This window comes from Cedecea sp. NFIX57 (genome assembly GCF_900177785.1).
Classification (GTDB): Bacteria; Pseudomonadota; Gammaproteobacteria; order Enterobacterales; family Enterobacteriaceae; genus Cedecea; species Cedecea neteri_C.
In genome coordinates this window covers 1-22,351 of record NZ_FXAS01000039.1, presented here as the reverse complement: position 1 = coordinate 22,351, position 22,351 = coordinate 1, and the positions used below count along the sequence as shown (strand labels likewise).

Sequence of the window (22,351 nt, the reverse complement as noted above, 5' to 3'; positions counted from 1 at the left end):
AAATGCACGTCGTTATCTGGTCTGCCTCAAACAGTCGAAAACGCCGGTTTTCGGCTGTTTGTCATCAATCTGCTGGAATGACGTTTGCTAAAAATTCATAACAGGGTACTGCTGCTGCTGGTGTTACTGCTGGCGGCCGCCTTGATGTTACTCCCGATCATCAACAATGCGCCTAACCGCCTGGTTTCCGGCGAGCCGCTGGGCATCACTCAATTGCCCGGCACGCTGCATTACTGGCTGGCGATTCCTTTTCTGATGCTGGCTGGCCTGACGCTGGCACCCGCACGCGCCCTCACTCAACTGGTGATTATTGCCACTGGCGAACTGCTGTTTATCGGTCTGCTTTTACTGCTGGGGCACACCGCGAGCCAGCTTGCCCTTGAGGGCAGTTCCCTCGCGCGTACTTCTCCCGGCAGCGGCCTGTGGCTGATGCTGGCGGTTTGCCTGTTGCTGTGCGCCGATGCAGCTAACCGCCTCACGGCCAGCCCTTTGTGGCGGCTCTTGCTGAATCTCCAGGTCTGGGTCGTCCCCGTCGCGCTGCTGGCAACCGGCTATTTCAGCGATCTTTCGCTGATGAAGGAGTACGTCAACCGCCAGGATGTGTTTGACGATGCCCTGAGCCGCCATCTGGCCCTGCTGGCCGGTACGCTGGTTCCGGCGCTGCTGATTGGCGTCCCGCTGGGACTCCTGTGCTATCGCCGCCCGGCCTGGCAATCCGGCGTGTTTTCTCTGCTCAACGTCATTCAGACGGTGCCGTCCGTGGCGCTGTTCGGCCTGCTTATTGCGCCGCTGGCGGGTCTTGCCGCCTGGCTGCCGTGGCTGGGGAAAATTGGCGTGAGCGGGATTGGTGTCGCGCCTGCGCTGATTGCGCTGGTGCTTTATGCACTCTTGCCGCTGGTGCGCGGCGTCGTGGCGGGTTTGCAGCAGGTGCCGCGCAACATCGTGGAAAGCGCGCTGGGCATGGGCATGTCGCGGGCGCAAATTTTCTGGCGAGCGGAAGTGCCGCTGGCGTTGCCGGTGCTGCTCCGCAGCCTGCGTGTGGTCTGCGTGCAGACTATCGGCATGGCCGTGATCGCTGCGCTGATTGGCGCGGGCGGATTTGGCTCGATTATTTTCCAGGGGCTGTTGAGCAGCGCGCTGGATCTGGTTCTGCTTGGCGTGATGCCGGTTATCGCTCTGGCGGTGATCGTCGATGCGCTGTTTAAGCTGTTTATTTCTCTGCTGGAGGCAAAATAATGATCGAGTTCGATCGCGTCAGCAAATACTTCCACGGCGAAGCGGCGGTCAGTGATTTGACGCTGAACATCCGTGAAGGGCAATTCACCGTGCTGATCGGCACCTCCGGCTCAGGCAAGTCCACCACGCTGAAGATGATCAACCGGCTGGTGGAGCACGACGAAGGGCGCATTCGTTTTGCCGGGGAAGAAATCCGCAGCTTTGACCCGAAAGTGCTTCGCCGCCGCATGGGCTACGCCATCCAGTCCATCGGCCTGTTCCCGCACTGGACGGTGGCGCAGAACATTGCCACGGTGCCTGAGCTGCTGAAATGGCCGAAAGCGAGGGTGGCCGAACGTATTGACGAGCTGCTGGAGTTGTTAGGCCTGGACGCCGCGCAGTTCCGCGACCGTTATCCGCATCAGCTTTCCGGCGGGCAGCAGCAGCGCGTGGGCGTGGCCCGTGCGCTGGCGGCCGACCCCGAAGTGCTGCTGATGGACGAGCCTTTTGGTGCGCTGGACCCGGTTACCCGCGCGACGCTACAGCAGGAGATGATCCGCATTCATCAGCTGCTGGGGCGCACCATCGTGCTGGTGACGCACGACATCGATGAAGCTTTAACGCTTGCCGACAACATTGTGCTGATGGACGGCGGCAAAGTTATCCAGCAGGGCACACCGCTGGAGCTGCTGACTAACCCGGCCAACGATTTTGTTCGTGATTTCTTTGGCCGCAGCGAGCTGGGCGTCCGGCTGCTTTCGCTGCGTCACGTCGCGGACAGCATTCGCGCCGATGAACGCCTGGAAGGTGAGCCTATCCGGGCCGACATGACGCTGCGCGAAGCGCTCTCGCTGTTTATCGACCGCCAGTGCGAAAAACTGCCGGTGGTGGATGCGCAGAATCAGCCCTGCGGCGTGCTGCACTTTAGCGACCTGGTCAGGAGGAGAGAACATGCGCCTGCTGCGTGATCCTCTGCTGTGGCTTATCGCGCTTTTTGTTGCGCTGCTGGTGCTGCTGCCCTACACCAGCGGGCTGTTTAGCTGGCTGTTCCCGCAGCTGACGAGGCCGATGTACCAGCAGGACAGCTTTGTCTCTCTGGCGCTGGCGCACTTAACGCTGGTAGGGATTTCCAGCGTGGTTGCGGTGGTGATAGGCGTGGGGCTGGGGATTCTGGTCACGCGTCCGGCGGGGGAGGAGTTTCGTTCGCTGGTGGAGACCATTACCGCCGCCGGGCAAACTTTTCCGCCGGTGGCCGTATTAGCCGTGGCGGTGCCGATGATGGGGTTTGGGCAAGAGCCGGCGATCATCGCGCTGGTGATTTACGGCTTGCTGCCGATTTTACAGGGGACGCTGGCGGGGATTGGTGCGGTGCCGGAATCCGCACGCGAGATTGCGCTTGGCATCGGCATGAGCCGCGGGCAAATGCTGCGTAAGGTGGAACTGCCGCTAGCCGCGCCGGTCATTCTGGCGGGCATCAGGACATCGGTGATCATTAATATCGGCACCGCGACGATTGCGTCTACCGTGGGCGCCAACACGCTGGGATCGCCGATTATTATCGGGCTAAGCGGCTTTAACACCGCCTATGTGATTCAGGGCGCGGTGCTGGTGGCGCTGGCGGCAATTGTCACTGACCGCCTGTTTGAGCGCCTCGAAAGTTACGTCACGCGCCATGCAAAATAACGATGTAGCCGACCAGCATCACGCCGCCAATGCCGCCGATCGCCATAACCAGCATTCCGCCCACAAGGGCCATTTTTGACAGTTTCATCCGTTGCTCCGTTTGTTAACGAAGCGATTATAAAGGGAAGCGGGGTTGTTAATGAACCTTTGATTGTGACGAAGAGGGAAAAAGCCGATTTTCCCTCTTTATCGCCGTCACTCTGTAGTCTGTCTGCGTTCGATATTGCCCAGCACAAACACCGGCAGCCCTGCGCTACGCCATGATTCTATCTGGTCTATTTGCCGTTCTCCGGGGCAGTCACCGCACCAGACCAGCAGCGTTTGCCGGTCAAAAAGCTCCGGTTTCAGGTTGCTCAGCGAATTAGCCAGCACATCGACCCGCCAACCCTGCTGGCTGGCAATCCATGCCGCCATCCACAGCCGCGTTGTGTCCTGCACGTTCCAGCCCACCACTAAAGCATCTCTGCCGTTTTGCTTGCGCGCGGTGGCAATACACATCGCAATGTAGTTGATCAGGGCGCCATCCAGCAGGCTAAGCAGCGCGCACAGCGCAATCTGTTGCCCGTAAAGGCGGCGACGCAGCGGAAGATAGAGATGTTGCACCAGGGTGTGCGCCGGATAGATACGCCCAATGTCGGCTATCCAGGCTCGGAGCAGGTTGGGGTTACCGCTTTGCAGATGACGCAGCAGCGTTTCCTGCCGCTCTCCCCAGGCGTGCTCTTTTTCGCGGTGTTCGCCGCTGAGCAGCCTTTTGACTTTGCTGACCTGCACGCCTTGCTCGATCCAGGTTTGGATCTCGCGAATCCGCTCGATGTCGGCGGAGTCAAACAAGCGATGGCCGCCGTCGCTTCGCTTAGGTTTGAGCAACCCGTAACGCCGCTGCCAGGCCCGGAGGGTTACCGGATTAATATTGCAAAGCGCAGCCACTTCTCCGATGGAATAAAGCGCCATATCGTCACCTGATACCTTAAGGGGAGGCCCTTACTAACTGTAGTAAGTTCTGGTGAGTTTGGCTTCTTTGGGCGGGCGTTGTTCTGCGTTACTTAGCTACAAATATGTTCTATGAAGGATTTGCTAAGGTTCCGTTCACTTCCAGCTCTGTTTTATATGTAACCCTCGCACCGGTGAACGTCTTAGGGGAGTCACCGTCACTCCCCTAAGAACCCGGACTCCCGGCGAAATAAATCGACCGCTGAAGCGGCAGACCTCCGTTTTATCTCCCAGTCCTGGGTCGGCCGAGATGCGTTCCCGACGCTCTCAACCTCCGGCCGTTCCCGACGGCCGGACCCTGGTCAGTCGGAGAGAAAACGGAGGCGATTTAAGCCGGAACCGTGCCTCGCTTTATGTTCAGCACTGACTTAAACCGCAGCATCGCTGCTGGTTTTTTACCCTCACCCTAACCCTCTCCCTGGAAAGGAGAGGGAATAGATTGTGTACTGTTCTGCTTGTTGTTTTCTCCCTCTCCCCTTTGGGGAGAGGGCCGGGGTGAGGGGAATATTTGAAAGGGCAACTGTGCCTGACAGCCAGGTTTCAGACGGGCAAACTTAATCTTCGAAGTACCAGTATCCCTGGTTAATCAGCGCCGTCAGCTGGCGGATAAATTCGTCATCCTCCACGGCAGCACCCAGCTCCGTTTTGGTCAGCCGGGTGTAGCGGCACATAGCCACTGCTGCGCCCTGATGGTTAACATCCAGCGGTTCGCTGTTGACGAAGAAACTCTCGCCAACCTGCAAAACTCGCAGCCCGCTCAGGCGAATCAGCCCTTCTCCGCCAGCCAGCGCAGCGGCCACTTCTGCTGGCTCGTAAGGCGGCTCTGCAGAGGCAATGTCCAGTTCGTGCCGCGGCGTGGTCACAAAGCTGCCGAACCACTGGTTGAACGCTTCCGGCTGGCTAATCAACGCCGTCATCATGCCGCGCAGGCGTTCCAGCTCGTAGTTTTCTACTTTGCCAGAGTTTGCCCGGCAGGTGAGATCCGGGTCGCTGTAGTGATCGCCGCCGAGATCATTTTCCAGCACGTAATCGGCAAAGCTGCTGATTAAATCGCGGCTGTTTGGCCCGCGGAAGCCGACGGAATAGTTCAGGGCCGTTTCATGGGTGAAGCCGTCGTGCGGGAAGCCCGGCGGAATATAGAGGATATCTCCGGGGGCTAAATCTTCGTCGATGATCGGCGTGAACGGCTCTACGTGCAGCAGCGCCGGGTGCGGGCAAAACTGCTTCAGCGGCAGCTTATCGCCCACGCGCCAGCGGCGGCTGCCCATGCCCTGGATAATAAACACGTCATAGTTGTCGATATGCGGGCCAACGCCGCCGCCCGGCACGGAAAACGAGATCATCAGATCGTCCAGCCGCCAGTCCGGCAGCACGCGGAAAGGGCGAACCAGCGCGGCGGCGGGTTCGTGCCAGTGGTTAACGGCCTGGGCCAGCAGCGACCAGCCGGTCTCGCCGAGATTATCAAAGTGTTCAAAGGGGCCATTGCTGGCGTGCCATTTCCCCTCTTTAAAATTGACCAGCCTGCTGTCGACTTCATTTTCCATTGCCAGGCCGGCAAGTTCGTCGGGCGTGATAGGGTCGACAAAATCAGGCAGCGCATTTTTGAGCACTACCGGCTTTTTCTGCCAGTACGTTTCCATAAACTCTGGCCAGTTGAAATTAAGTTGATAATCCACGGTTATTTACCCCTGTGCGGAAGGAGGCCGATTATAGGGAGCGGCGTCCGCTGCCGACCTTGTCATGGGTCAATCTGCCGCAACATTCCCGCTTTTTCTCCGGTCGGAAAACGCCGGGGCTATCGGTTTTTTCTGATTTTATTTAAGCGTTTAACCGGGCTGCAGCCCTTGCTGTGGCTGGTTTTGTCTGGTTTTACACAGAGTTAAAGAAAATTTATCCTGGAACCGGAACTGAATTCTTACCACTGACTAAGCGGAGAACGTGTTTGACTGTTAAGGGGTAACAGCATGGGATTAGGAATATCGGCTTTTATCAAGCCAGGGCGAGCCATAAGCGACCGGGAAATTACCGATTTACAGCAGGGGCGGTCACGCTCCTCCGCGATAAAACAAGGCAAGGCGGCACCCACGCAATCCGCGTCCGGGTCAGTGCATGCCGAAGCGGGCGCTACACTGCCCCCTGGAGGGTTAAGGCAGAGCGCGACAACAACTCAGACGCCGCAAAAAGGCATGTTCAGCCGTTTTTTAGGGCGGCATCGCGGTGGACAAGAAGCCGCGCAAATCACGATCCCCGTCACGGCAAGCGCTTCGCGCGCCAGCAGCCCAAGTCTCTATAGCCAGGCCAGCGCCAATGCTTCTCGCGCCACTAGTCCAAGCCTCTACAGCCAGCCGGATGTGTCTGACCCGAACGCCATCCCCAGTAATGAAGTGGGGACGCCCGGCAGCCACTTTGCCGAACTGCCGCCGGAGATTGAGCCAGAAAAAAACATGCTGCTGGAAACCCGGCTGTCGCTCGATAAAAAAGGGCGGCTTGAGATTGATACGCCCGCGACCTCTGCGCCTCTTCACGCTTTGATGGAAAAAACCATCGGCCACGACCGGCTGCGTTATCAAAACCATCTGGCCAGCGACGATGGCCATCAGCATGTTTTGCTGGATAAAGAAGGGCGACTGATGACGCTGCGCAGCCAGCCCGGCGCGTTTATTGCCCTCAGCCACAGCCAGCAAAAAATAGAGTGGCGAGAAGTACACCAGCCTCATCGCGGATTTATGCGCCGCCCAAGCCTGGAGCCTGCCGGGCAGCATCTTTCCTGGCACGATCGCCAGACCGTCGAGATTGGCGGTGAGAAAGTGCGCCTGCCGGAAACGGGCATTCGCGACCGCCTGACGGACAGCGTCACCGACGGCGACGGTACACGCTACCGCCTGCACGACAAGAAACTCTATAGTTTTGACAGCGCCGCCAACGCCTGGCAATCGCTCTCCGGCGAGGACGATAAACTCTCCTCCCTGTCGCGCCAGAGTGACGGCATGCTGTGGCGGGTGAATGACGACAAACAGCTTGGCAGCGCCGTGGGTGACACGATCAAGGTCAATTTTGAGCACAAAATCGATCACTATGCGGTAGGCCCGAAGCGCGATGCTCTGGTGCTGCTGAGCGACGACGATAAAAAGCCGCAGGTGGCCTATGTGGCAAACCTCGCGGAGACCGATCCCCACCCCAAAATGCTGACGCTGCCCGAGAACATGACGCTGAAAAAAACGGCGTTACATGGCCCGCTGCTGTTTGCGCTGGACAACAATGGCCGCCTGCACTGCGGCGACAAACCTGATGAGCAAAGTACGGCGCTGACCTTTGGGGAAGCCCGGCACAAGCCGCTGCTTGATAACATCACGCAATACGTAACCGCAACCGTTGAGGATGGCGCGCGAATTGAAGATATGCTGGCCGATGAAACCGATCGCCTGCACCTTATCGTGAAGGATAAGTACGACCAGAAGCACGCCATTACCTTCCACTGGCACGGCGGCGATCTCAAGCCGCAGAGCAGCTGGAACCTCAGCGACAGCCTGGTGCTGGACTACCAAAAAGGGCTGCCGCAGGTCACGCCTGCCGCCCATGATGTGGTGGATCTTGGGCGGCTCGGCAAACTGGCTTTGCACGACGGCAAAGTGCACTACTTCAACGAAACCACCGGCCTGTGGGCCGCTTCCGACGAAAAAGCGGACAAGCTGCAGTGCGGCCTGGACGGCCAGCCGTGGCTGATGAAAGACGGCGAGCTGAAGCGTCTCAAGGTGAACCTGAGCAGCAACAAAGTCGATCACGGCAGCAACGTTTTTGCACTACCGCAGGTGACGAAAAGCGTGAGCGCCGATCTGGCCACGGCCGGGCTGGACAAAGCTGAAAAAGCGCAGGCGTTCACAGCTATCGACAGCCGCCGCTATCTGGCGGTGAACGAAAAAGGGGATATTGGCTTCCACCACATAGACACCACCACTCGCCGCAATCAGCGTGCCACCCAGACGCTAAGCCAGACAGCACTGAAAGAGCAAATTGAGAAGCTGGTGCCTGGCAGCGCGGGGAAAGAGGATGCGGCAAAAGTCAGCGATCTTGCCCTCGGTGAAGACAAGCAGCTTTGGCTGTTAAGCAAAGAAGGGAGCCTGTTCAGCCTGCCGGAAAACGGCTGGAACAGCGGCAAAGCCGACGGATTAGCGAAGGCTGTTTTGCCAGCCAATGAAGACGGTAGCCAGCCTGAACTCACCGCGCTGCAAACTTCGGCTAAAGGGCAAATCAGCGCGCTGGATAAACAGGGGAATACGTTTGTCTTCAAAGCCGGGGCCTGGGAAAAAGGCGACCCGGTGACCGCGCCGGTGGCGGAACCCAACATGGCAGCCCAGAACTACGAGCGCCTGACTAAAGCGTCAAAAGACTGGCGCCTGCCGGGCACCGGGATCACCTTCAAACGCGAAGTGAACTTCCTCGGCCAGACCGGGCAGGACGGCAAGCAGGTTCGGACCTCGTTCCGCACTCGCCTGAGCACGTTTGTCTTCCGCCCGTCGCTGGAATGGCCGCGCCCGGTAAAAACCGCCGCCTATTCTATTCAGCACCGCTACGCCGGGCGCGAAGGGCTGAAAGACGTTTACCAGCAGCAAGGGGATTTGACCCAGCGGCTGAAGGCGCTCTCGCAGCAGCCGGGCAGAGCGGCCCCGCGCCCTGGCTTAAGCCAGCGCCTCGAGATCATGAGCGGGGAAGCGGCGCGCCAGTGGCAGCCGCAGGAAAAAGCGCTGCTGGAAGAGATGAGCAGCTTTGCGCGCCAGCTTTCCGACAGCAGCACGCATTATTGCGAGCAAATCGGCCAGCACTATGGCGTGCGTGACGAACGTCGACAAGAGGCTAAACCGTCTCGTTTTGGTCTGAACCACAGCCAAAGCGGGGCGCTGAACCCGTCGAGCAGCCGTCAGGATAACCTGACCGGGCAACTGAACGAATTGCTACGGCGCTACCCGGCCGATAAAAGCAACCATGCGGGGGCGATTATTGCCGAGCTGGAGGCGCGGCAGATCACCCTTAACCACCAGAAAGAACAGGTCCCGATGGGGCGGCAACGTGATATCCATGACGACATCGGGCTGGTGAAATCCAGGGTGATGCTGGACGTGCTGGCGCTGAAATCCCTGCATGATTCGGTGGATGAACTGCAGCAGGCCTCGCTGCTGAGCGAACCTCAGCGTTCGGCCAAAATGACGGAAATTGCCGCCAACGTAGCCCGGCTGAGGGACAGCGAATGGGGCGGGAACGTGATTAAAATGGTCACCACCCAGGGCTTCGGTAACCACAAGTCGCTGGAGGCCAACTACGACGCCATCAAGGCAATGACCAAGGCGTTCAGCAAAGAAAACCACGGCGTTAACATCAACACCAAAACCGTGATGCAGGCGGAAAGCCAGCGCGAAATGCAGGACAAAATGGTCTCCACCGTGCTCTCGCTGGAGAGCGGCGAGAACCTGGCGTTCAGCCGCACCTATGGGGCGTCCGCTACCGCCACAGTGGCACCGGGCACTCAGGTTGTGGCGGGCGTTGGCGGCAAAGTGGGCGCAGATCGTGGCTACACCATGAGTTTTTCTCGCGGCGACACGGGGATTAACGTCAGCTTCGGACGCACCGGTGCCGTGTCGGCAACCGGCATTGTGGGCGTGGGCTACAACGTGCTGACCGACTACAACAAAACCCACAAAGTTTATCTCGACGGCGACCATAAGCACCCGCTGTCGCAGGGCGTTCGCCTGGGCGGCGGCGTCACGCTGGGCGGGCAGCTTCAGTCCCAGCACGGCGTCTCGTTTGAACTGGCGGAGCACGAAATTCCTGGTTTCATCGAACAGTTGAGCAGCGGCACGCTGGATCCGCTGGAGTTTTTAAACCGGGGGGCTAACCACAGCGTAAAAAGTGGGGCAACCCAGAGCTTCAGCGTGGACATCAACGCCGCCGCGCTGGCGAGCGTCGGCTTCCCGTTTACCGACAGCCACGAGAAAGATTTCCCGACCAGCGCCCGCCTGGGCGGCGGCGTCTATGCCAACACCAACCTGCTGGCGGGCAGCCGCGAGCGGACTGACTCCCGCAACGCCGAAGGGCAGGGGGTCAGCCACAGCGACCATCGCCTGAGGGCGTTTAACCAGATGAACGCCGGGGCCAACATCGCCATTCCGGTCAGCACCACCATTCAGCCGAAGCACAAAGATCCCTTCTCGGTGGGCGTCGGCGTCGGGGCCAGCGTGCAGCTGTCGATCAACAACCGGACGACGCACAGCCTCACCGTGGACTTAAAAAATGCCCAGCCGGTGGAGGGCGTTCACCTGGAAAAACTGATGACCACGTTGGGCAAGCAGTTTACCGACAGCGCTTCCACTCAACTGCTGGCCAAACTGAAAGAGGAGCCGAAAGAAGGCGAATTGCCGATCTCCGTGGCCGACAAGCTCAGCCAACTGGATGCCCATTTTACGCGCTGGTATCCGCCTGCCGATAACGCGAAGGCGCGCCGCCCGCTGCTCGACACGCTGCAGCAGCTTACCGCCCGGCAGCAGCAGGCCGACTCGCTTTCCGTGCAGAATACCCAGCCGGAACCGACCAATGCTGAGGTGGATGCGCTTATCACCGGGCTGCGCGGCGAGTTTACCGACCTCGCCAGCCGCCAGCTTCTGGATGAACTCACGCCGGTGGAAGGGGCTCCACGCCTGCCGATATCAGCCGGAGAGCGGCTGGGCAAGCTGGAAAATCACTTTGCCCGCTTTATTCCGCCGTCGCGGCACCACGAGCTGACGGGCAATGGCCCGCAGGCGGCGCTCCAGTCGCTGCAGCAAACCGTGCGCCAGCAAAATGCGATGCTTAACCAGCAGCAACTGGTGAACAAGGCGGAATACCAGTCCACCTATAAGAACCTTTCGCGCATCGACAACAACGGCTTGTTCCACTTTATGCGCCACTTTATGGAAGGTGAGATGTCACCGAGTAACGCCGACCGTATCACCGAGATGATGGGTGAGGATTACCGGCTGAAAGCGCTCCTGCGCGGGCTGCAGGATAACAGCAGTTCCCAGGCGGTGGTCTCCCTTGAACTGAAAACCAAGCCGCGTGAGAAGCTGGCCGACCAGTGGGCAAACCACACGGTCACCCAGGACTCGATTGTCGACCTGCTCAAAGATCGCGACAAACTGCGCCTGAAATCTATCGCGTTTACCAAAACGCAGAGTAAATCCGATGGGTTCTCCACGCCGTCATTTTTACTCGGCGGCTCAAACGGCGTGTCGCTGTCGATGAACGAAAACCTGGGCACCATCAACTTTAGCTACGGCGACGACGACAGCGCGCCGCTCAGCTACACCGTGGACGGGGGCGTGGCCCAGGCAGAAAAAGAAGTGAAATCGGCGCTGAAAGACGCCGCTGAGGCAGGATTTATGGTGAAAGGAGGATAAGACAATGACGATGCAACAGCAGCTTCAACAGTGGCTTGATGCCTGGGGAAAACAGCATAAGATCTCGCTTCGTCTCGAGGAAGGCGTGTGCCTGCTGACGGATGCGCAGCAGCAAGAGGCGGCGGTGATAGAGCTGCCGCCGGAGAGCAGCGCCGTGGTGCTGCACTGCAGGGTGGGGGAATTAACCGGGCAGGATACGGCGCTGCTGCCGAACCTGCTGGCGATGAACTTTGAAATGAACGCGATGCGCGGCTGCTGGCTGGCGCTCGATGGGGAGAATGCTATTCGACTTTGCACTCAGTGCGAGATGTTTGCCCTGGACGCCGAGCGGTTTGCGGGCTGGCTAAACGCCTTTATCAGCCAGAGCGGCGAGGTCAGGGCATTTATTGCCGAGCTGCCTTCGCTGCTGGAGGCGGCGGCGCCGCGCTGATATTGATAGAAATAAAAAACCGGGAAATATCCCGGTTTTTTTATTGGCCAGGAGTTTCGTTGCTGGCAAACAGATCTTCTTCACGCCGCGCGGGCTGCTGCTTCTGCAGGATCTTGTAGATGCGCTGGACGTCATCGGCATAGCGTTGGCGAAGCTGGTGGCGCTTTTCCGACGGGCCGGTATTGTACATGCCGACGGTATTCCAGGAGCGGCCATACTGGCGGAACAGTCCGTGTAAAACCCATGCGCCGGTGGCGATGCAGGTACAGGGATCGTGCAGCAGGTTGTCACGCGTGACGCCCAGCTGTTTCAGCCGCCCAAAATGTACGCTGTTGACCTGCATCATGCACACATCTTCGGTGTGGTTCGAGTTGGCGGCGTTCACCGACGAGAGGCTAAATTTCGACTCTTTCCAGGCGATGGCCTCCAGCAATGCCGGGGCAATCCCAAAGGCATGTCCCACTCGGGTAAAGCATTCGGCCTGCGCGAGGGCCGGAAGGCTGAGCAGTAAAAGTCCCCAGCGCCACTGTTTGGTCTGCATCGCGTTATCTCCTCTGGTTCTTACAGGCAATGTGTGGCTAAAAGCGCGTTCGGGTTCCCCATTTTTTGCCACATAAGGAACTCTTTGACCCTGGCTCTCACTCATTTGGACATCCCGGACGTGGGTAAAACTAAGCGTCATTGCGCGGTTAAGCGACGGCCGGTTATTGCTACTGGGTATCACTTAGGGGAGTGTGTTGTATGCAGATATCATCAGGACCGGGTGGGTTCTCACCTCTTTTGCCGGAAAACCATTTTCCAGGCCTGGACGGGGCGTCACCTGACTCACAGAACGGCAGTAACAGCATTACCGCCAAACTGCTGCTGAATAACGGCGGGAATACGCTGGCTATCCCGCTGGCGCTGAACTTTGCCAACACGGGTGCGGCGGACAAGCCTTCGGCGATTAACTTTGGCGACTCACCGGCCAGTAATAACAGCCCGGCAACTAACCCGGCGAATGCTTCATCAAGCAGCGGCAGCGGTTCCGCCGACAGCATGATGCAGGAACTCCAGCAGATGCTGCAGCAGTTCCTGAAAGAGCTGATGCAGCTCTTCCACATGAACACCGGGCAAAGTAAAGGCGACGATGATTCCTCTTCACCGGCGAGCGGCATTGGTTCAGGCTCAGGCTCAGGTTCTGGTATGGACAGCGGCAGCAGCGATGGTGCTGGCGATGCTGGCCGCCCGCTGAATAACCTTGCGGCCGCGCCTTCCGGCGGTCCGTCTGGTGCATCGGGGCCGTCTGCGGATAGCCTGCCGCCGGGCGACACCAGCCTGAAAACAAGCGATCCAACGCTGCAGAAAATTGTTTCCCAGTTCGGCGGGGAATATGAAAAAGCCTCCGCAGAAACCGGCGTTCCGGCTAAGCTTCTGGCTGCGCTGACGATGCAGGAGTCCGGTGGGGACGTAAACGCCAAATCCACCAACCCGGGCAACGGCCTGACCGACAGCGGCATGAACCAGATCAACCCGGACACTTACCGGGCGATGCAAAGCAAATACCCGGACAAGCTCGGCAGCGACATGAACTCACCGGCCAACCAGATCATGTGCTCAGCGCTGATGCTTAAAGAAGGCAAAGAGAAATTCGGCAGCTATGATGCCGCGCTGCGCGCCTATAACTCCGGCGACGATCAGGTGAACCTGCACAACCTGTCCAGCGTCTCTTTAGGCGACCCTAACTATGTGAATGAAGTGAACAGCCATATGGCGAAATTCGCCTGATTGTGGAGCGTTAATTTTTACCCGTTGCTTTACAAAATGGGGTAATTCAGTGGCCACTTCTTCAAAGAGTAGTGGCTGCTTTTTTTAGTTACAAAGCAGTTTATTTCTTTGACAAGCTAAATTGGCGTGATTAATCGCAGTAAGTACGTCCAGGAATGTTCCCAATTAAACATAAATACTAAAAGTGAAATATATTTCAAAAAGAAAAGGGTGTTTCCATAGCGATCCCTCAATGTAAATAATCGTAAATATATGTTATCGACTTTGCGGATTGTGAGGAAACCCTGTCGGAGAATCCGTCGGGCGTCATGCGTGAGACGGGCAAAAATTCATTTTTTGGCCGCAACAGGGTAAAAAATTAACGACCTGTCTGTTTTTAATTAATTTATTCATGAAAATCATTTGGTTAATTTAATGATGATATATTTAGATTCTTATTAATACATTTAGAAATATTCAGTAAGCCTCACATTTTTTTTCAGTCGGCCTCACGGAATTAATCTCAACAAACGTTCTCGGCGGAAGATTTTATGACGCCAAAAATGACCTGCTATCCAGACATCGGAACAGTTGAATCTGTATTCCGCTGTAGGGATATTCCTACATGAGGCTAAAATTTTGTCTGATTGTGAAACCGCGGCTCGGTGATAGGTTGTTCCTGCTTCTCATAAACAAAACTCATTTATTTAGCGTGCTACCGTATTTTGCTCACGGCGGCAGGCGGCAATTATTTTGTGGTTCACGTTTATGGTTCATAAGTAGGACTCATACGCCAGACCTTGAATAAGCCAGGCAGCGGGGGATTTATGAAAGAAAACAGTTCGAATCATTGGGAGATAAAGCATATTCCGGTCGATATCGACTTGAATATGCCGCGGTCCGCAGCCGCGTTATCCGTGTCTGAAAATGTGCACGACGGGCTGGATATTTGGCTGCAAACGTTAGCCCCTCTGAAGGTTGATTTGGTGCTGGAAGGCGAAACGGGCACCGGGAAAGACACCTTTGCGCGTCGTATCTACGACCATTCTGGCTGTCGGGGCGCTTTTGTGCCGATTAACTGCGCGGCGATCCCCGAAACCCTGGCAGAGAGTGAACTGTTTGGCGTGACGGCGGGGGCCTACACCGGCGCGACGCACTCGCGTGCCGGCTATATTGAAAGCGCCAATAATGGCGTCCTGTTTCTGGATGAAATTGACAGCATGTCGCTGAGCCTGCAGGCCAAGCTGCTGCGGGTATTAGAAACCCGTACCGTGGGGCGCCTGGGCAGCACGCAGTCTATTTCGCTTAATCTGCGGGTGATTGTGGCCTCGCAAAAGCCCCTTGTCCAGCTTATGGAGCAAAAGCTGTTCCGCCAGGATCTCTTCTTCCGCCTGACGACGGTCAAGATTTCGCTTCCGGCGCTGCGTGAGCGTGTGGAATGCATTATTCCCCTGTTCCGCCGCTTTGCGCAGGAGTCTGCTATCCGTCTGAATCGCCCAATGCCGGCGATGCCGCAGCACCTCAGCGAAGCGCTGTTGATGCACCGCTGGCCGGGGAATATTCGTGAATTAAAAGGCGCTGCCGAACGGTTTGTGCTGGGGCTGCCGGCCCTGGGGCAGGTCGCGCACCCGGAGATGCGTTCCGTGCGGCTGCGCGAACGGCTGCGGCGGATAGAATACAGCCTGATAGAGGATTGCCTCTCGCGGCATGAAAATCGGGTTGTCAGCGCCGCACATGAATTGGGGATTCCAAGAAGAACGCTGTATCAGAGAATTAAATCTTTGACCGAAAAGGAAAATTAATTTTTTTAAATTTCTTTGGAACTGCCGCTTACGCCGCGCCACTTAATCCGTGAATGACACAACATTTGCTGTTTAATTAACGAGGAGTAAACATCATGGCATCAGTAAACACCGGTAACAACGCGGGCGCAAGCAGCAGCCTGGCAGATAGCTTCCAGTCTCAGATGGACTCTATCGAAAACAAATCCATGCAGGATTCTCTGGACAAAGCTGAACGTGACCGTAAGAACGCCTACGTGTCCGGCTACCAGAACTCCGCCACCACCATGATCAGTTCTCTGGCACAGAACAAAATTTCCTTCTAATGCTAATCAGGGATTCGCCCCGGCGTGAATCCCTGATCTTCTCTTCTGCTGGCGGAAACTCTCTTATGCACATTCTTAATCCTGCGACAGGTATGCCTTTGCCAGAACCCGAGTCTCTGGGCGTTGCATCCAACCCGGCCACACAGTCTTCTATCCCGTTCGGCAACAACGTCGCGAACCAAAGCGATGCCGCTTTCTTTTCAGCCGCACTGCAGCAGCCGGAAGCGGCCTCGGCAATGGGTGGCGTGGGGGGGAAACCTGCCGCGATGTTTGAAAAAGCCTCTGGCATGTTCAAGCAAATGGAAGGCGATCAGAAACAGATGAATAACGTGCTGCGTAAAGCCGCGCGCTCCACCGATCCGCTGGTGCTTAACCAGGTGGACGACCAGCTCTCGAACTATTACCTGGAGAGCATGATGAACGCCAAGATCGTCTCGAAGAGCATTTCGGGGCTCGATAAACTGACCAACCTGCAGTAATCCATCATGCAACGACGCTGGCGAAAAATCCTGCAGCCCTGGCTGCTGGTCCTGCTGCTGGCAGGCTGCGACTCACAGGTCATTCTGAACACCGGCCTGACGGAAAACGATGCTAATGACATCATTTCCGAACTCTCGAAATACAAGATTGAAGCCGACAAGCAAATTGATAAAACCGGCGTCACCGTGCTGGTGGCTCAGGACAATATTGAACGCTCAGTTCGCATCCTCAACGCCAACGGGTTACCGCACAAAGCGCGGACCAACCTGGGCGAGGTGTTCCAGAAAAACGGCATTATTTCCAGCCCGCTCGAAGAGCGTGCCCGCTATATCTATGCGCTGTCCCAGGAGCTGGAGTCCACGCTTTCACAAATTGACGGCGTGGTGGTGGCTCGGGTGAACGTTGTCCTGCCTGAGCGCGTGGCGCCCGGTGAACCGGTGCAGCCTGCCTCGGCGTCAGTGTTTATTAAATACACCCCAGAGATGGACCCCGACAGCATTGAGCCGAGGATCCGCCGCCTGGTTGCCGCAAGTATTCCTGGGCTTTCAGGGAAAAATGACGGAGCGCTGTCCGTGGTGTTTGTTCCCGCTGCGGCCTATCACGACCGCGTGGAACTGGTGACCTTAGGGCCTTTCCAGTTGACGCTTTCGCAGTATGCCACGGTCAGAACGCTGTTCTTCTCGCTGATGGGCCTGTTGCTGCTGCTTGGCGGGATCTTCACCCTTTTACCGAAATTAAAGGCGATGAAACGCGGCAAAAATTCAGGCTCCACTGAACTGGCCGTTGTGCCCTCCGAGCGGCGGTAACGTTGGTGGTTGCCTGGGATAACGCGCTGGCGGCGAACTGGCTGCGCTGGTGGCAGGAGGAATTCTGGCGGCAGGCGGATGCCAGCTGGTTCGGGCTGCCCTGGTTCAGCCTGGACGAGGCGCGACGCCAGAGCCTGATGCTCAAGTCGCCGCAGGCCGTGTCGGCTATGCTGGCGCTGGAAGACTCTCTGCCGGAAACGCCAGACGCCCGCCTGCTGGCGCTGGTTTCGCTTGGCTTGGCCCGGCGTGAAACGCTTTTTGCGCTGGTGGCTGAAGTTTGCCAGCGGGGGAGTGGGGCGGGGCAGCTCTCGGAACCTCAGCGAATCTGGTGCGAACGGCTAACCCGGGGTTTACGTCCCGGCGTCTGGCTGCCCGCAAGTCTTAGTTTTAGCGAAGAGCCAAATCTCGCCGTGCTTTGCCTGCTGCGCCCGATTCTAACGCCTGCTGCCTGGCAGCGGCTGCGGCTCAGTTTCCCTCAGCCTGTCATCGCGCAATGTGAAGCGTGGGTGGCGGATGAACCTGCGCCGCCGCTAAATCGCCTGCAGGCGCTGTGGGAGGGTGCTATCTGGCAGACTCAACGGGCGTTAACGCCGGCGCTGAACGATTTTTCACGGGAGCAATAAAGCATGTGGATTGGCCGTAAACTCGCCATCGAAGAGGACGTCCAGGTTATCGAAGGCGTGCTGTTGCCTCACTCTGTTTTACAGGAGCAGCAACAGGCTCAAAGCCTGGTCGAACAGGCCATGCGCAAGAGTGAAGCCCTGCTGGAAGAGGCTCGCCAACAGGCTGAGCAGATGCTCGCCGAAGCGCAGGCCGACGCTGAACGACTGGCCATCGCACGCTGTGAAGAGGCCGAGCGGAAATTCTGGCTGCGGGCCGAGCCCTTTTTTAGCGAATGGCAGGCCGAGCGGGACGCGCAAAGTGCTGAAATTGTCAGCCAGGCGCAGGCGCTCATCTCGGCCGCGTTCGAACAGCTGTTTGGCGGCCTGAGCGACCAGCAAAAACTCACGGCGCTGCTGACGCAGCTCCAGGGTTCAGGCGCCCGAGCAACGGACGTCACGCTGTATCACCCCTCACAGTATGAAGCGCCGCTGGCAAGCTGGCTGGCCGCTCGCCCTCAGTTAGGCTGGACGCGCTGCGTCGATGATGCGCTGGCGGCCGAAACGCTGCTGTTGCAAACCGCCCAGGGCGAATTCAGCATTAGCTGGGCTTCGCTCCAGCAGCATTTACTGCGCCTCGCCAGCTAACCCACGATAAAAACCATCCCGCCGGGAAGTTAATTTTCCCTGGGCGGGAACTGCCGCCTTTCTGCCGCCACTTATCATGCGATTTCAACGCGAGGAGAAACGTATGAGCAATTCCTTTGATATTCAGCGCAATCTCGACAGCCAGCTGTCCCGTCTGCACCACTCGGTTGCCGAGCTGGCGCAGAGCACGCTCGGCCAGCCCGCACCAAGCATGGGCGACATGGTGGAATTCAAAAACGCCCTGATGAAAGAGGCGGCGGCGACTTTCACCGACAGCCAACTGGGGTCGCTCAAGCATAGCCTGAGCAAGGAGATTATCGACTCTATCAACTAGTTATGCCGTCGACGGCTTATTCGTAAGCCGTTGTTTAACACAGTTTATCCCCCTGATGGCTAGCTCATTTGGCCGTCGATTACAGGAGAGTGAGTCGTTGAATCAGCACGTTCGTTTACTACGCTCAGCCATGTTCGCCCTGGCCGCAACCGCCGGCTGCTACAGCGCAGCCGTTAGCGCTCAAACGCCAGCCGACTGGCAAAATGGCGCCTATGCCTATTCTGCTCAGGGCACGCCGCTGCGCACCGTCTTGCAGGATTTCGCCAGCAGCCACGGCGTGAATCTGCGTTTAGGAGATGTGCCCGACAGCGTGGTGGACGGACGCCTGCGTTCCGACAGCGGCGTGGCCTTCCTCGACCGCCTGGCTCTGCAGTACCGCTTCCAGTGGTTTGTCTATAACGGCTCGCTGTTCGTCAGCCCGCAGTCGGCAGAAACCTCAAAGCGCATCAGCGTGTCAGCCGATGCCGCGCCGGATCTCAAGCAGGCGCTGCGTGATGTCGGGCTGCTGGAAGACAAATTCGGCTACGGCGAGCTGCCGGACGACGGCGTGGTGATTGTCACCGGGCCGCCGGAGTACGTCGCGCTGGTGGCGGACTTTAGCGCTAAAGACAAAGACAAAAAGCAGAATAAAGAGATGATGGCGTTCCCGCTGAAGTACGCCTCGGTGGCCGATCGCGAAATTAAATACCGCGAGAAAACGCTGCTGGTGCCCGGTGTGGCAAGCATCCTCAACGAACTGCTGGGCAAAAAGAGCAACCGTTCTTCACAAGGGATTGTGCCCGGTGGGGAAGGCAGCTCGCGTGAAGCCCTCAACAAATCATTCCAGGAACAATCGGACAACATTCTCTCCGGGCTGATTCAGGGCCAGGACAGCCGTATGCGCGGCGCAGGCGGTGATGACGAAGGGGAAATGAACCCGCTAGTTTCTGCTGATGTGCGCAACAACGCCCTGCTGGTGCGGGACGACCCTAAACGCCGCGAGCAGTATCAGGCGCTGATTTCGCAGATCGACGTGCCGCAAAAGCTGGTGGAAATCGACGCCATGATCATTGATGTCGATCGCCACGCGTTTTCGAAGTTCTCCAGCAACCTCAGCGGCACATTCGGCAACATTACCGCCGGCTCTTCCATGCTGCAGGGCGCAGGCACGCTATTCGTGACCGACTACAGCCGCTTCTTTGCCCAGATCCAGGCGATGGAAGGCGAGGGCAACGCCTCTATCGTGGCTAACCCGTCGATTCTGACGCTGGAAAACCAGCCCGCAGTGATCGACATGAGCGATACCGCTTTTATTACCGCGACCGGTGAGCGCGTGGCGACCATTGAACCAGTGACAGCCGGAACCAGCCTGCAGGTGGTGCCGCGTGCCATTGGCAGTGGGCCAACCAGCACGGTGCAGTTAGTGGTGGATGTGGAAGACGGCAAAGTCCAGGTCAACGATGACGGCGTGGCAACCGGCGCGAAGCGCGCCACGGTCAGCACTCAGGCGCTGGTGCAGCAGAACGGCTCGCTGGTCATGGGCGGCTTCCATTCCCGTGAAACCGGCGACACCGACCACCGTATTCCGCTGCTGGGCGACATTCCTTACCTGGGGAAATTCTTCTCTTATACCAGCCACGAAACGTCGCAGCGCGAACGCTTGTTTATCATCACGCCGCATCTGGTGGGCGACCAGGTGGACCCGACGCGCTACATCGACGAGCAGGATCGCCAGCAGCTCTCTTCGGCAATGAATGAAGTGCAGCTCCGCCAGCGCTACAGCTCGATGAAAGGCGATATCGAAAACGCTATGCGGGATTTGGCGGAGGACAAAGTCCCGACCGGGTTCCAGGCAGGCGGAGAAGGCGTGGGCATTGGCCAGCTGTGTAACGTGGGGCCGGGGCTGTCATCAGACAGTTCTCACAGCCAGTGGTACAGCAATTCGTCGGTACAAATTAGCGTCGGGCTGATCCGCAATATCAGCGGCAAGCCGCAGCGTTTTGACGAATCCAATTGCCGCGATGATGACGTGCTGGCCGTGGCCGCCTGGCCGGGTGGAAACCTTGCCCCAGGTCAGTCGGCAGAAGTGTATATCGCTTACCGCACGCGAGGAGAAGGGCGCCGCAGCCGCCAGTCGCTGCTGACCTCTGCCTCGTCGTTGCCGGTGAATTCATCCAGATCGCGCAGCTATCTTCTGCCGCCGCGCCCTGTACTGCATTAAGGAGCCACGATGAAACCTTCGATTTTGTTACTGATGGCGCTGGCGTTTGTGCTTAGCGGCTGCGCCACCCGCAATGACAACGGCTGTGACAGCGTGGCCTGCAGGCCGCTGTCAGACAGCCACCACCTGACTATCTGGTGGCCGAACGATATGCGTAACGGTGTGCAGGATTACACGCAGATGCCGGTGCGCTGAGTGCGAGAGCAGGCGTGGCCGTTTGCACGCCTGTTTTTTAAAAAATCTTTTTTTTCCTGATGTTATGCAGTTTTGTGGAACCGAAGCCGGTTTCTTTTCACTTAACAGGCGTCTTAATACTGCGAACCAGCAGGGCTGGTCGCCTGTATCAACCCCGTTGTCATGGTGAGGTAATCGAATGAGTACGATTGGAAATATGCTGAATCTGGCCACTGCATTACCGCAGCTGGCGCTGAACGCAACCCCAGAAGGTATGGCCGCTAACCTGTTGAAAAACGTTGGCGATCAGATGGTGCATGACATTGCATCCAAGCTGACCAACCTGCTGTTCTCTGGCGGCATGAACGGTAACAACAATAACAACACCTTTATGTCCCCGCAGAGTCAGGGCGGCGCGAGCATGGGTAACACGCTGGCAATGAGCAACATGCAGCAGATGCTCCAGCAGGTGCTGCAGCAGATGGGCGTGAATTCCCAGAACTCTCCGTTCAACAGCCAGGCTGGTGCAGGCAACATGAATGCCTTCAACAGCGGCATGAGCAACGGCCTGCAGTCACCGTCTACCGGCATTGGCCTGGTTCAGCTGCCGCTGTCCACCACCAGCGCCAACAGCGCAAACAGCTTCAACCAGCTGGGTAACAGCATGGGCAGCCAGCTGGGCAGCAAAATGGGCCTGCAGGCGCTGGATGACGTGAAGTCAGACACCAGCGGCCTGAGTGCAATGCTGGGCGGCGGCGGTAAAGTTGACGGCGGCTCAAAAGAGACTCGCGCGGAAATCGGTAAATTTATGGATCAGCACCCGGAGATCTACGGCAAGCCGCAGAGCGCGGGCGCCGGTATGCCGGGCCTGGTGCACATTGGTAAAGGTTCATCCAGCTGGGAAGATGCGCTGAAAAACAGCAAGCCGCTGAGCGGCGATTCGCTGAAAGCCTTCCAGTCCGCGAAAAACGATCTGAAAACCTCCATGGTCGGTGGCTCTATCCCAGGTTCCGCTACGGCACCGGGCAACGGCTCTTCCAGCCTGCTGATGAACGCCGACGCACAGCTGTTTAACGGCAATATCATCAAGGATGCCATGAAGCATCACCACGGTGCGCTGATGGGCCTGGCCAGCGCCGTTCTGGCCTAAGAGATTGTGTTGTAATCCACAGATGTTCTTTTTGACGCGTGGTGCAAGGTAACTTCACCACGCGTGTTTCGCAAAACTCTTCTTCGCCCTCTATTTGACCGGTTTTTCTGCGTTAATCGCGTGGGATACCGGTCTTTTTTTGTCTGATTCCCGTCCGATTATGCCGAGATAGGTGGAGTTCCGTTCACCTTGAGTACAAGTTCATATGTTGCCATCGGACACGGTGAACGTGTCAGGGGGCATTACGCCATGCCCCCTGACAACCCCCGGCGCCCGGCGAGCTCATCGCCGCTGAAGCGGTAAACCCACCGGCTATCACCCAAACATTCGGGGTCGTTCGCGATTCGTTCCCGACGATCGCTCTC

General features: G+C 57.8%; 20 protein-coding genes. 16 read left to right on the top strand and 4 right to left on the bottom strand.

The window, feature by feature from the left end; translation table 11 throughout:
• The first annotated feature begins 84 nt into the window (after positions 1-84).
• Genes B9Y90_RS22525 through B9Y90_RS22515 form a run of 3 tightly spaced genes read left to right on the top strand, consistent with a single transcriptional unit; the run spans position 85 to position 2,898 of the window.
• Positions 85-1,236 (top strand): ABC transporter permease, encoded by a 1,152-nt coding sequence (locus B9Y90_RS22525; protein WP_039291354.1) that lies wholly within the window; start codon positions 85-87, stop codon positions 1,234-1,236.
• Complete coding sequence (locus B9Y90_RS22520) at positions 1,236-2,183, top strand: ABC transporter ATP-binding protein (protein ID WP_039291355.1); 948 nt, start codon at positions 1,236-1,238, stop codon at positions 2,181-2,183. The genes B9Y90_RS22525 and B9Y90_RS22520 overlap by 1 nt, the downstream gene beginning before the upstream one ends.
• Positions 2,167-2,898: an ABC transporter permease gene (locus B9Y90_RS22515; protein WP_085542676.1), complete on the top strand. Its 732-nt coding sequence runs from the start codon at positions 2,167-2,169 to the stop codon at positions 2,896-2,898. The genes B9Y90_RS22520 and B9Y90_RS22515 overlap by 17 nt, the downstream gene beginning before the upstream one ends.
• On the opposite strand, the gene B9Y90_RS27385 is transcribed toward B9Y90_RS22515, so the two are convergent.
• From B9Y90_RS27385 to B9Y90_RS22505, 3 genes are all read right to left on the bottom strand, one after another.
• Positions 2,879-2,971, bottom strand: a complete 93-nt coding sequence (locus tag B9Y90_RS27385) for a hypothetical protein (RefSeq protein WP_409335219.1) — start codon at positions 2,969-2,971, stop codon at positions 2,879-2,881. The genes B9Y90_RS22515 and B9Y90_RS27385 overlap by 20 nt on opposite strands.
• Before the next feature lie 122 nt (positions 2,972-3,093).
• Positions 3,094-3,849 (bottom strand): MerR family transcriptional regulator, encoded by a 756-nt coding sequence (locus B9Y90_RS22510; RefSeq protein WP_085542675.1) that lies wholly within the window; start codon positions 3,847-3,849, stop codon positions 3,094-3,096.
• A 593-nt stretch (positions 3,850-4,442) separates the two neighbouring features.
• A complete protein-coding gene (locus B9Y90_RS22505; protein ID WP_085542674.1) occupies positions 4,443-5,564 on the bottom strand; it encodes a ribosomal protein uL16 3-hydroxylase in 1,122 nt (373 codons plus the stop codon).
• A 288-nt stretch (positions 5,565-5,852) separates the two neighbouring features.
• On the opposite strand from B9Y90_RS22505, the gene B9Y90_RS22500 reads away from it, so the two are divergent.
• Both B9Y90_RS22500 and B9Y90_RS22495 read left to right on the top strand, forming a co-directional pair.
• Positions 5,853-11,312: an AvrE-family type 3 secretion system effector gene (locus tag B9Y90_RS22500; protein WP_254902736.1), complete on the top strand. Its 5,460-nt coding sequence runs from the start codon at positions 5,853-5,855 to the stop codon at positions 11,310-11,312.
• Positions 11,313-11,316: 4 nt separating this feature from the next.
• Positions 11,317-11,742: a type III secretion system chaperone gene (locus tag B9Y90_RS22495; protein WP_085542672.1), complete on the top strand. Its 426-nt coding sequence runs from the start codon at positions 11,317-11,319 to the stop codon at positions 11,740-11,742.
• A 40-nt stretch (positions 11,743-11,782) separates the two neighbouring features.
• On the opposite strand, the gene B9Y90_RS22490 is transcribed toward B9Y90_RS22495, so the two are convergent.
• Positions 11,783-12,283, bottom strand: coding sequence for a lytic transglycosylase domain-containing protein (locus B9Y90_RS22490; RefSeq protein ID WP_085542671.1), 501 nt, complete (start codon positions 12,281-12,283; stop codon positions 11,783-11,785).
• A 200-nt stretch (positions 12,284-12,483) separates the two neighbouring features.
• On the opposite strand from B9Y90_RS22490, the gene B9Y90_RS22485 reads away from it, so the two are divergent.
• The 11 genes from B9Y90_RS22485 (at position 12,484) to B9Y90_RS22435 (ending at position 21,986) form a co-directional block, all read left to right on the top strand.
• Positions 12,484-13,509: a lytic transglycosylase domain-containing protein gene (locus tag B9Y90_RS22485; RefSeq protein ID WP_085542670.1), complete on the top strand. Its 1,026-nt coding sequence runs from the start codon at positions 12,484-12,486 to the stop codon at positions 13,507-13,509.
• Positions 13,510-14,315: 806 nt separating this feature from the next.
• Positions 14,316-15,290 carry a sigma 54-interacting transcriptional regulator gene (locus B9Y90_RS22480; RefSeq protein ID WP_085542669.1) on the top strand — a complete coding sequence of 325 codons (975 nt, stop codon included), beginning with the start codon at positions 14,316-14,318 and terminating at the stop codon, positions 15,288-15,290.
• A gap of 95 nt (positions 15,291-15,385) precedes the next feature.
• Positions 15,386-15,595 (top strand): hypothetical protein, encoded by a 210-nt coding sequence (locus B9Y90_RS22475; RefSeq protein ID WP_008460970.1) that lies wholly within the window; start codon positions 15,386-15,388, stop codon positions 15,593-15,595.
• A gap of 65 nt (positions 15,596-15,660) precedes the next feature.
• The gene (locus B9Y90_RS22470; RefSeq protein ID WP_039291373.1) at positions 15,661-16,074 is read left to right on the top strand and encodes an EscI/YscI/HrpB family type III secretion system inner rod protein; all 414 of its coding nucleotides are present in this window, start codon (positions 15,661-15,663) and stop codon (positions 16,072-16,074) included.
• Between the two features lie 6 nt (positions 16,075-16,080).
• Complete coding sequence (gene sctJ, locus B9Y90_RS22465) at positions 16,081-16,881, top strand: type III secretion system inner membrane ring lipoprotein SctJ (protein ID WP_039291374.1); 801 nt, start codon at positions 16,081-16,083, stop codon at positions 16,879-16,881.
• A 5-nt stretch (positions 16,882-16,886) separates the two neighbouring features.
• The gene (locus B9Y90_RS22460; RefSeq protein WP_085542689.1) at positions 16,887-17,504 is read left to right on the top strand and encodes a type III secretion protein HrpD; all 618 of its coding nucleotides are present in this window, start codon (positions 16,887-16,889) and stop codon (positions 17,502-17,504) included.
• Positions 17,505-17,507: 3 nt separating this feature from the next.
• Entirely contained in the window at positions 17,508-18,128 is a 621-nt protein-coding gene (gene sctL / locus B9Y90_RS22455) for a type III secretion system stator protein SctL (RefSeq protein WP_085542668.1), read from the top strand.
• 103 nt (positions 18,129-18,231) lie between these two features.
• Complete coding sequence (locus B9Y90_RS22450; protein ID WP_008460979.1) at positions 18,232-18,462, top strand: hypothetical protein; 231 nt, start codon at positions 18,232-18,234, stop codon at positions 18,460-18,462.
• A gap of 130 nt (positions 18,463-18,592) precedes the next feature.
• Positions 18,593-20,662 (top strand): type III secretion system outer membrane ring subunit SctC, encoded by a 2,070-nt coding sequence (gene sctC / locus B9Y90_RS22445; protein ID WP_039296616.1) that lies wholly within the window; start codon positions 18,593-18,595, stop codon positions 20,660-20,662.
• Between the two features lie 9 nt (positions 20,663-20,671).
• On the top strand, positions 20,672-20,857 hold the full coding sequence (gene hrpT, locus B9Y90_RS22440) for an HrpT family type III secretion system protein (RefSeq protein WP_085542667.1): 186 nt from the start codon (positions 20,672-20,674) through the stop codon (positions 20,855-20,857).
• Positions 20,858-21,035: 178 nt separating this feature from the next.
• Positions 21,036-21,986, top strand: coding sequence for a type III secretion protein (locus B9Y90_RS22435; RefSeq protein WP_085542666.1), 951 nt, complete (start codon positions 21,036-21,038; stop codon positions 21,984-21,986).
• Positions 21,987-22,351 lie beyond the last annotated feature (365 nt).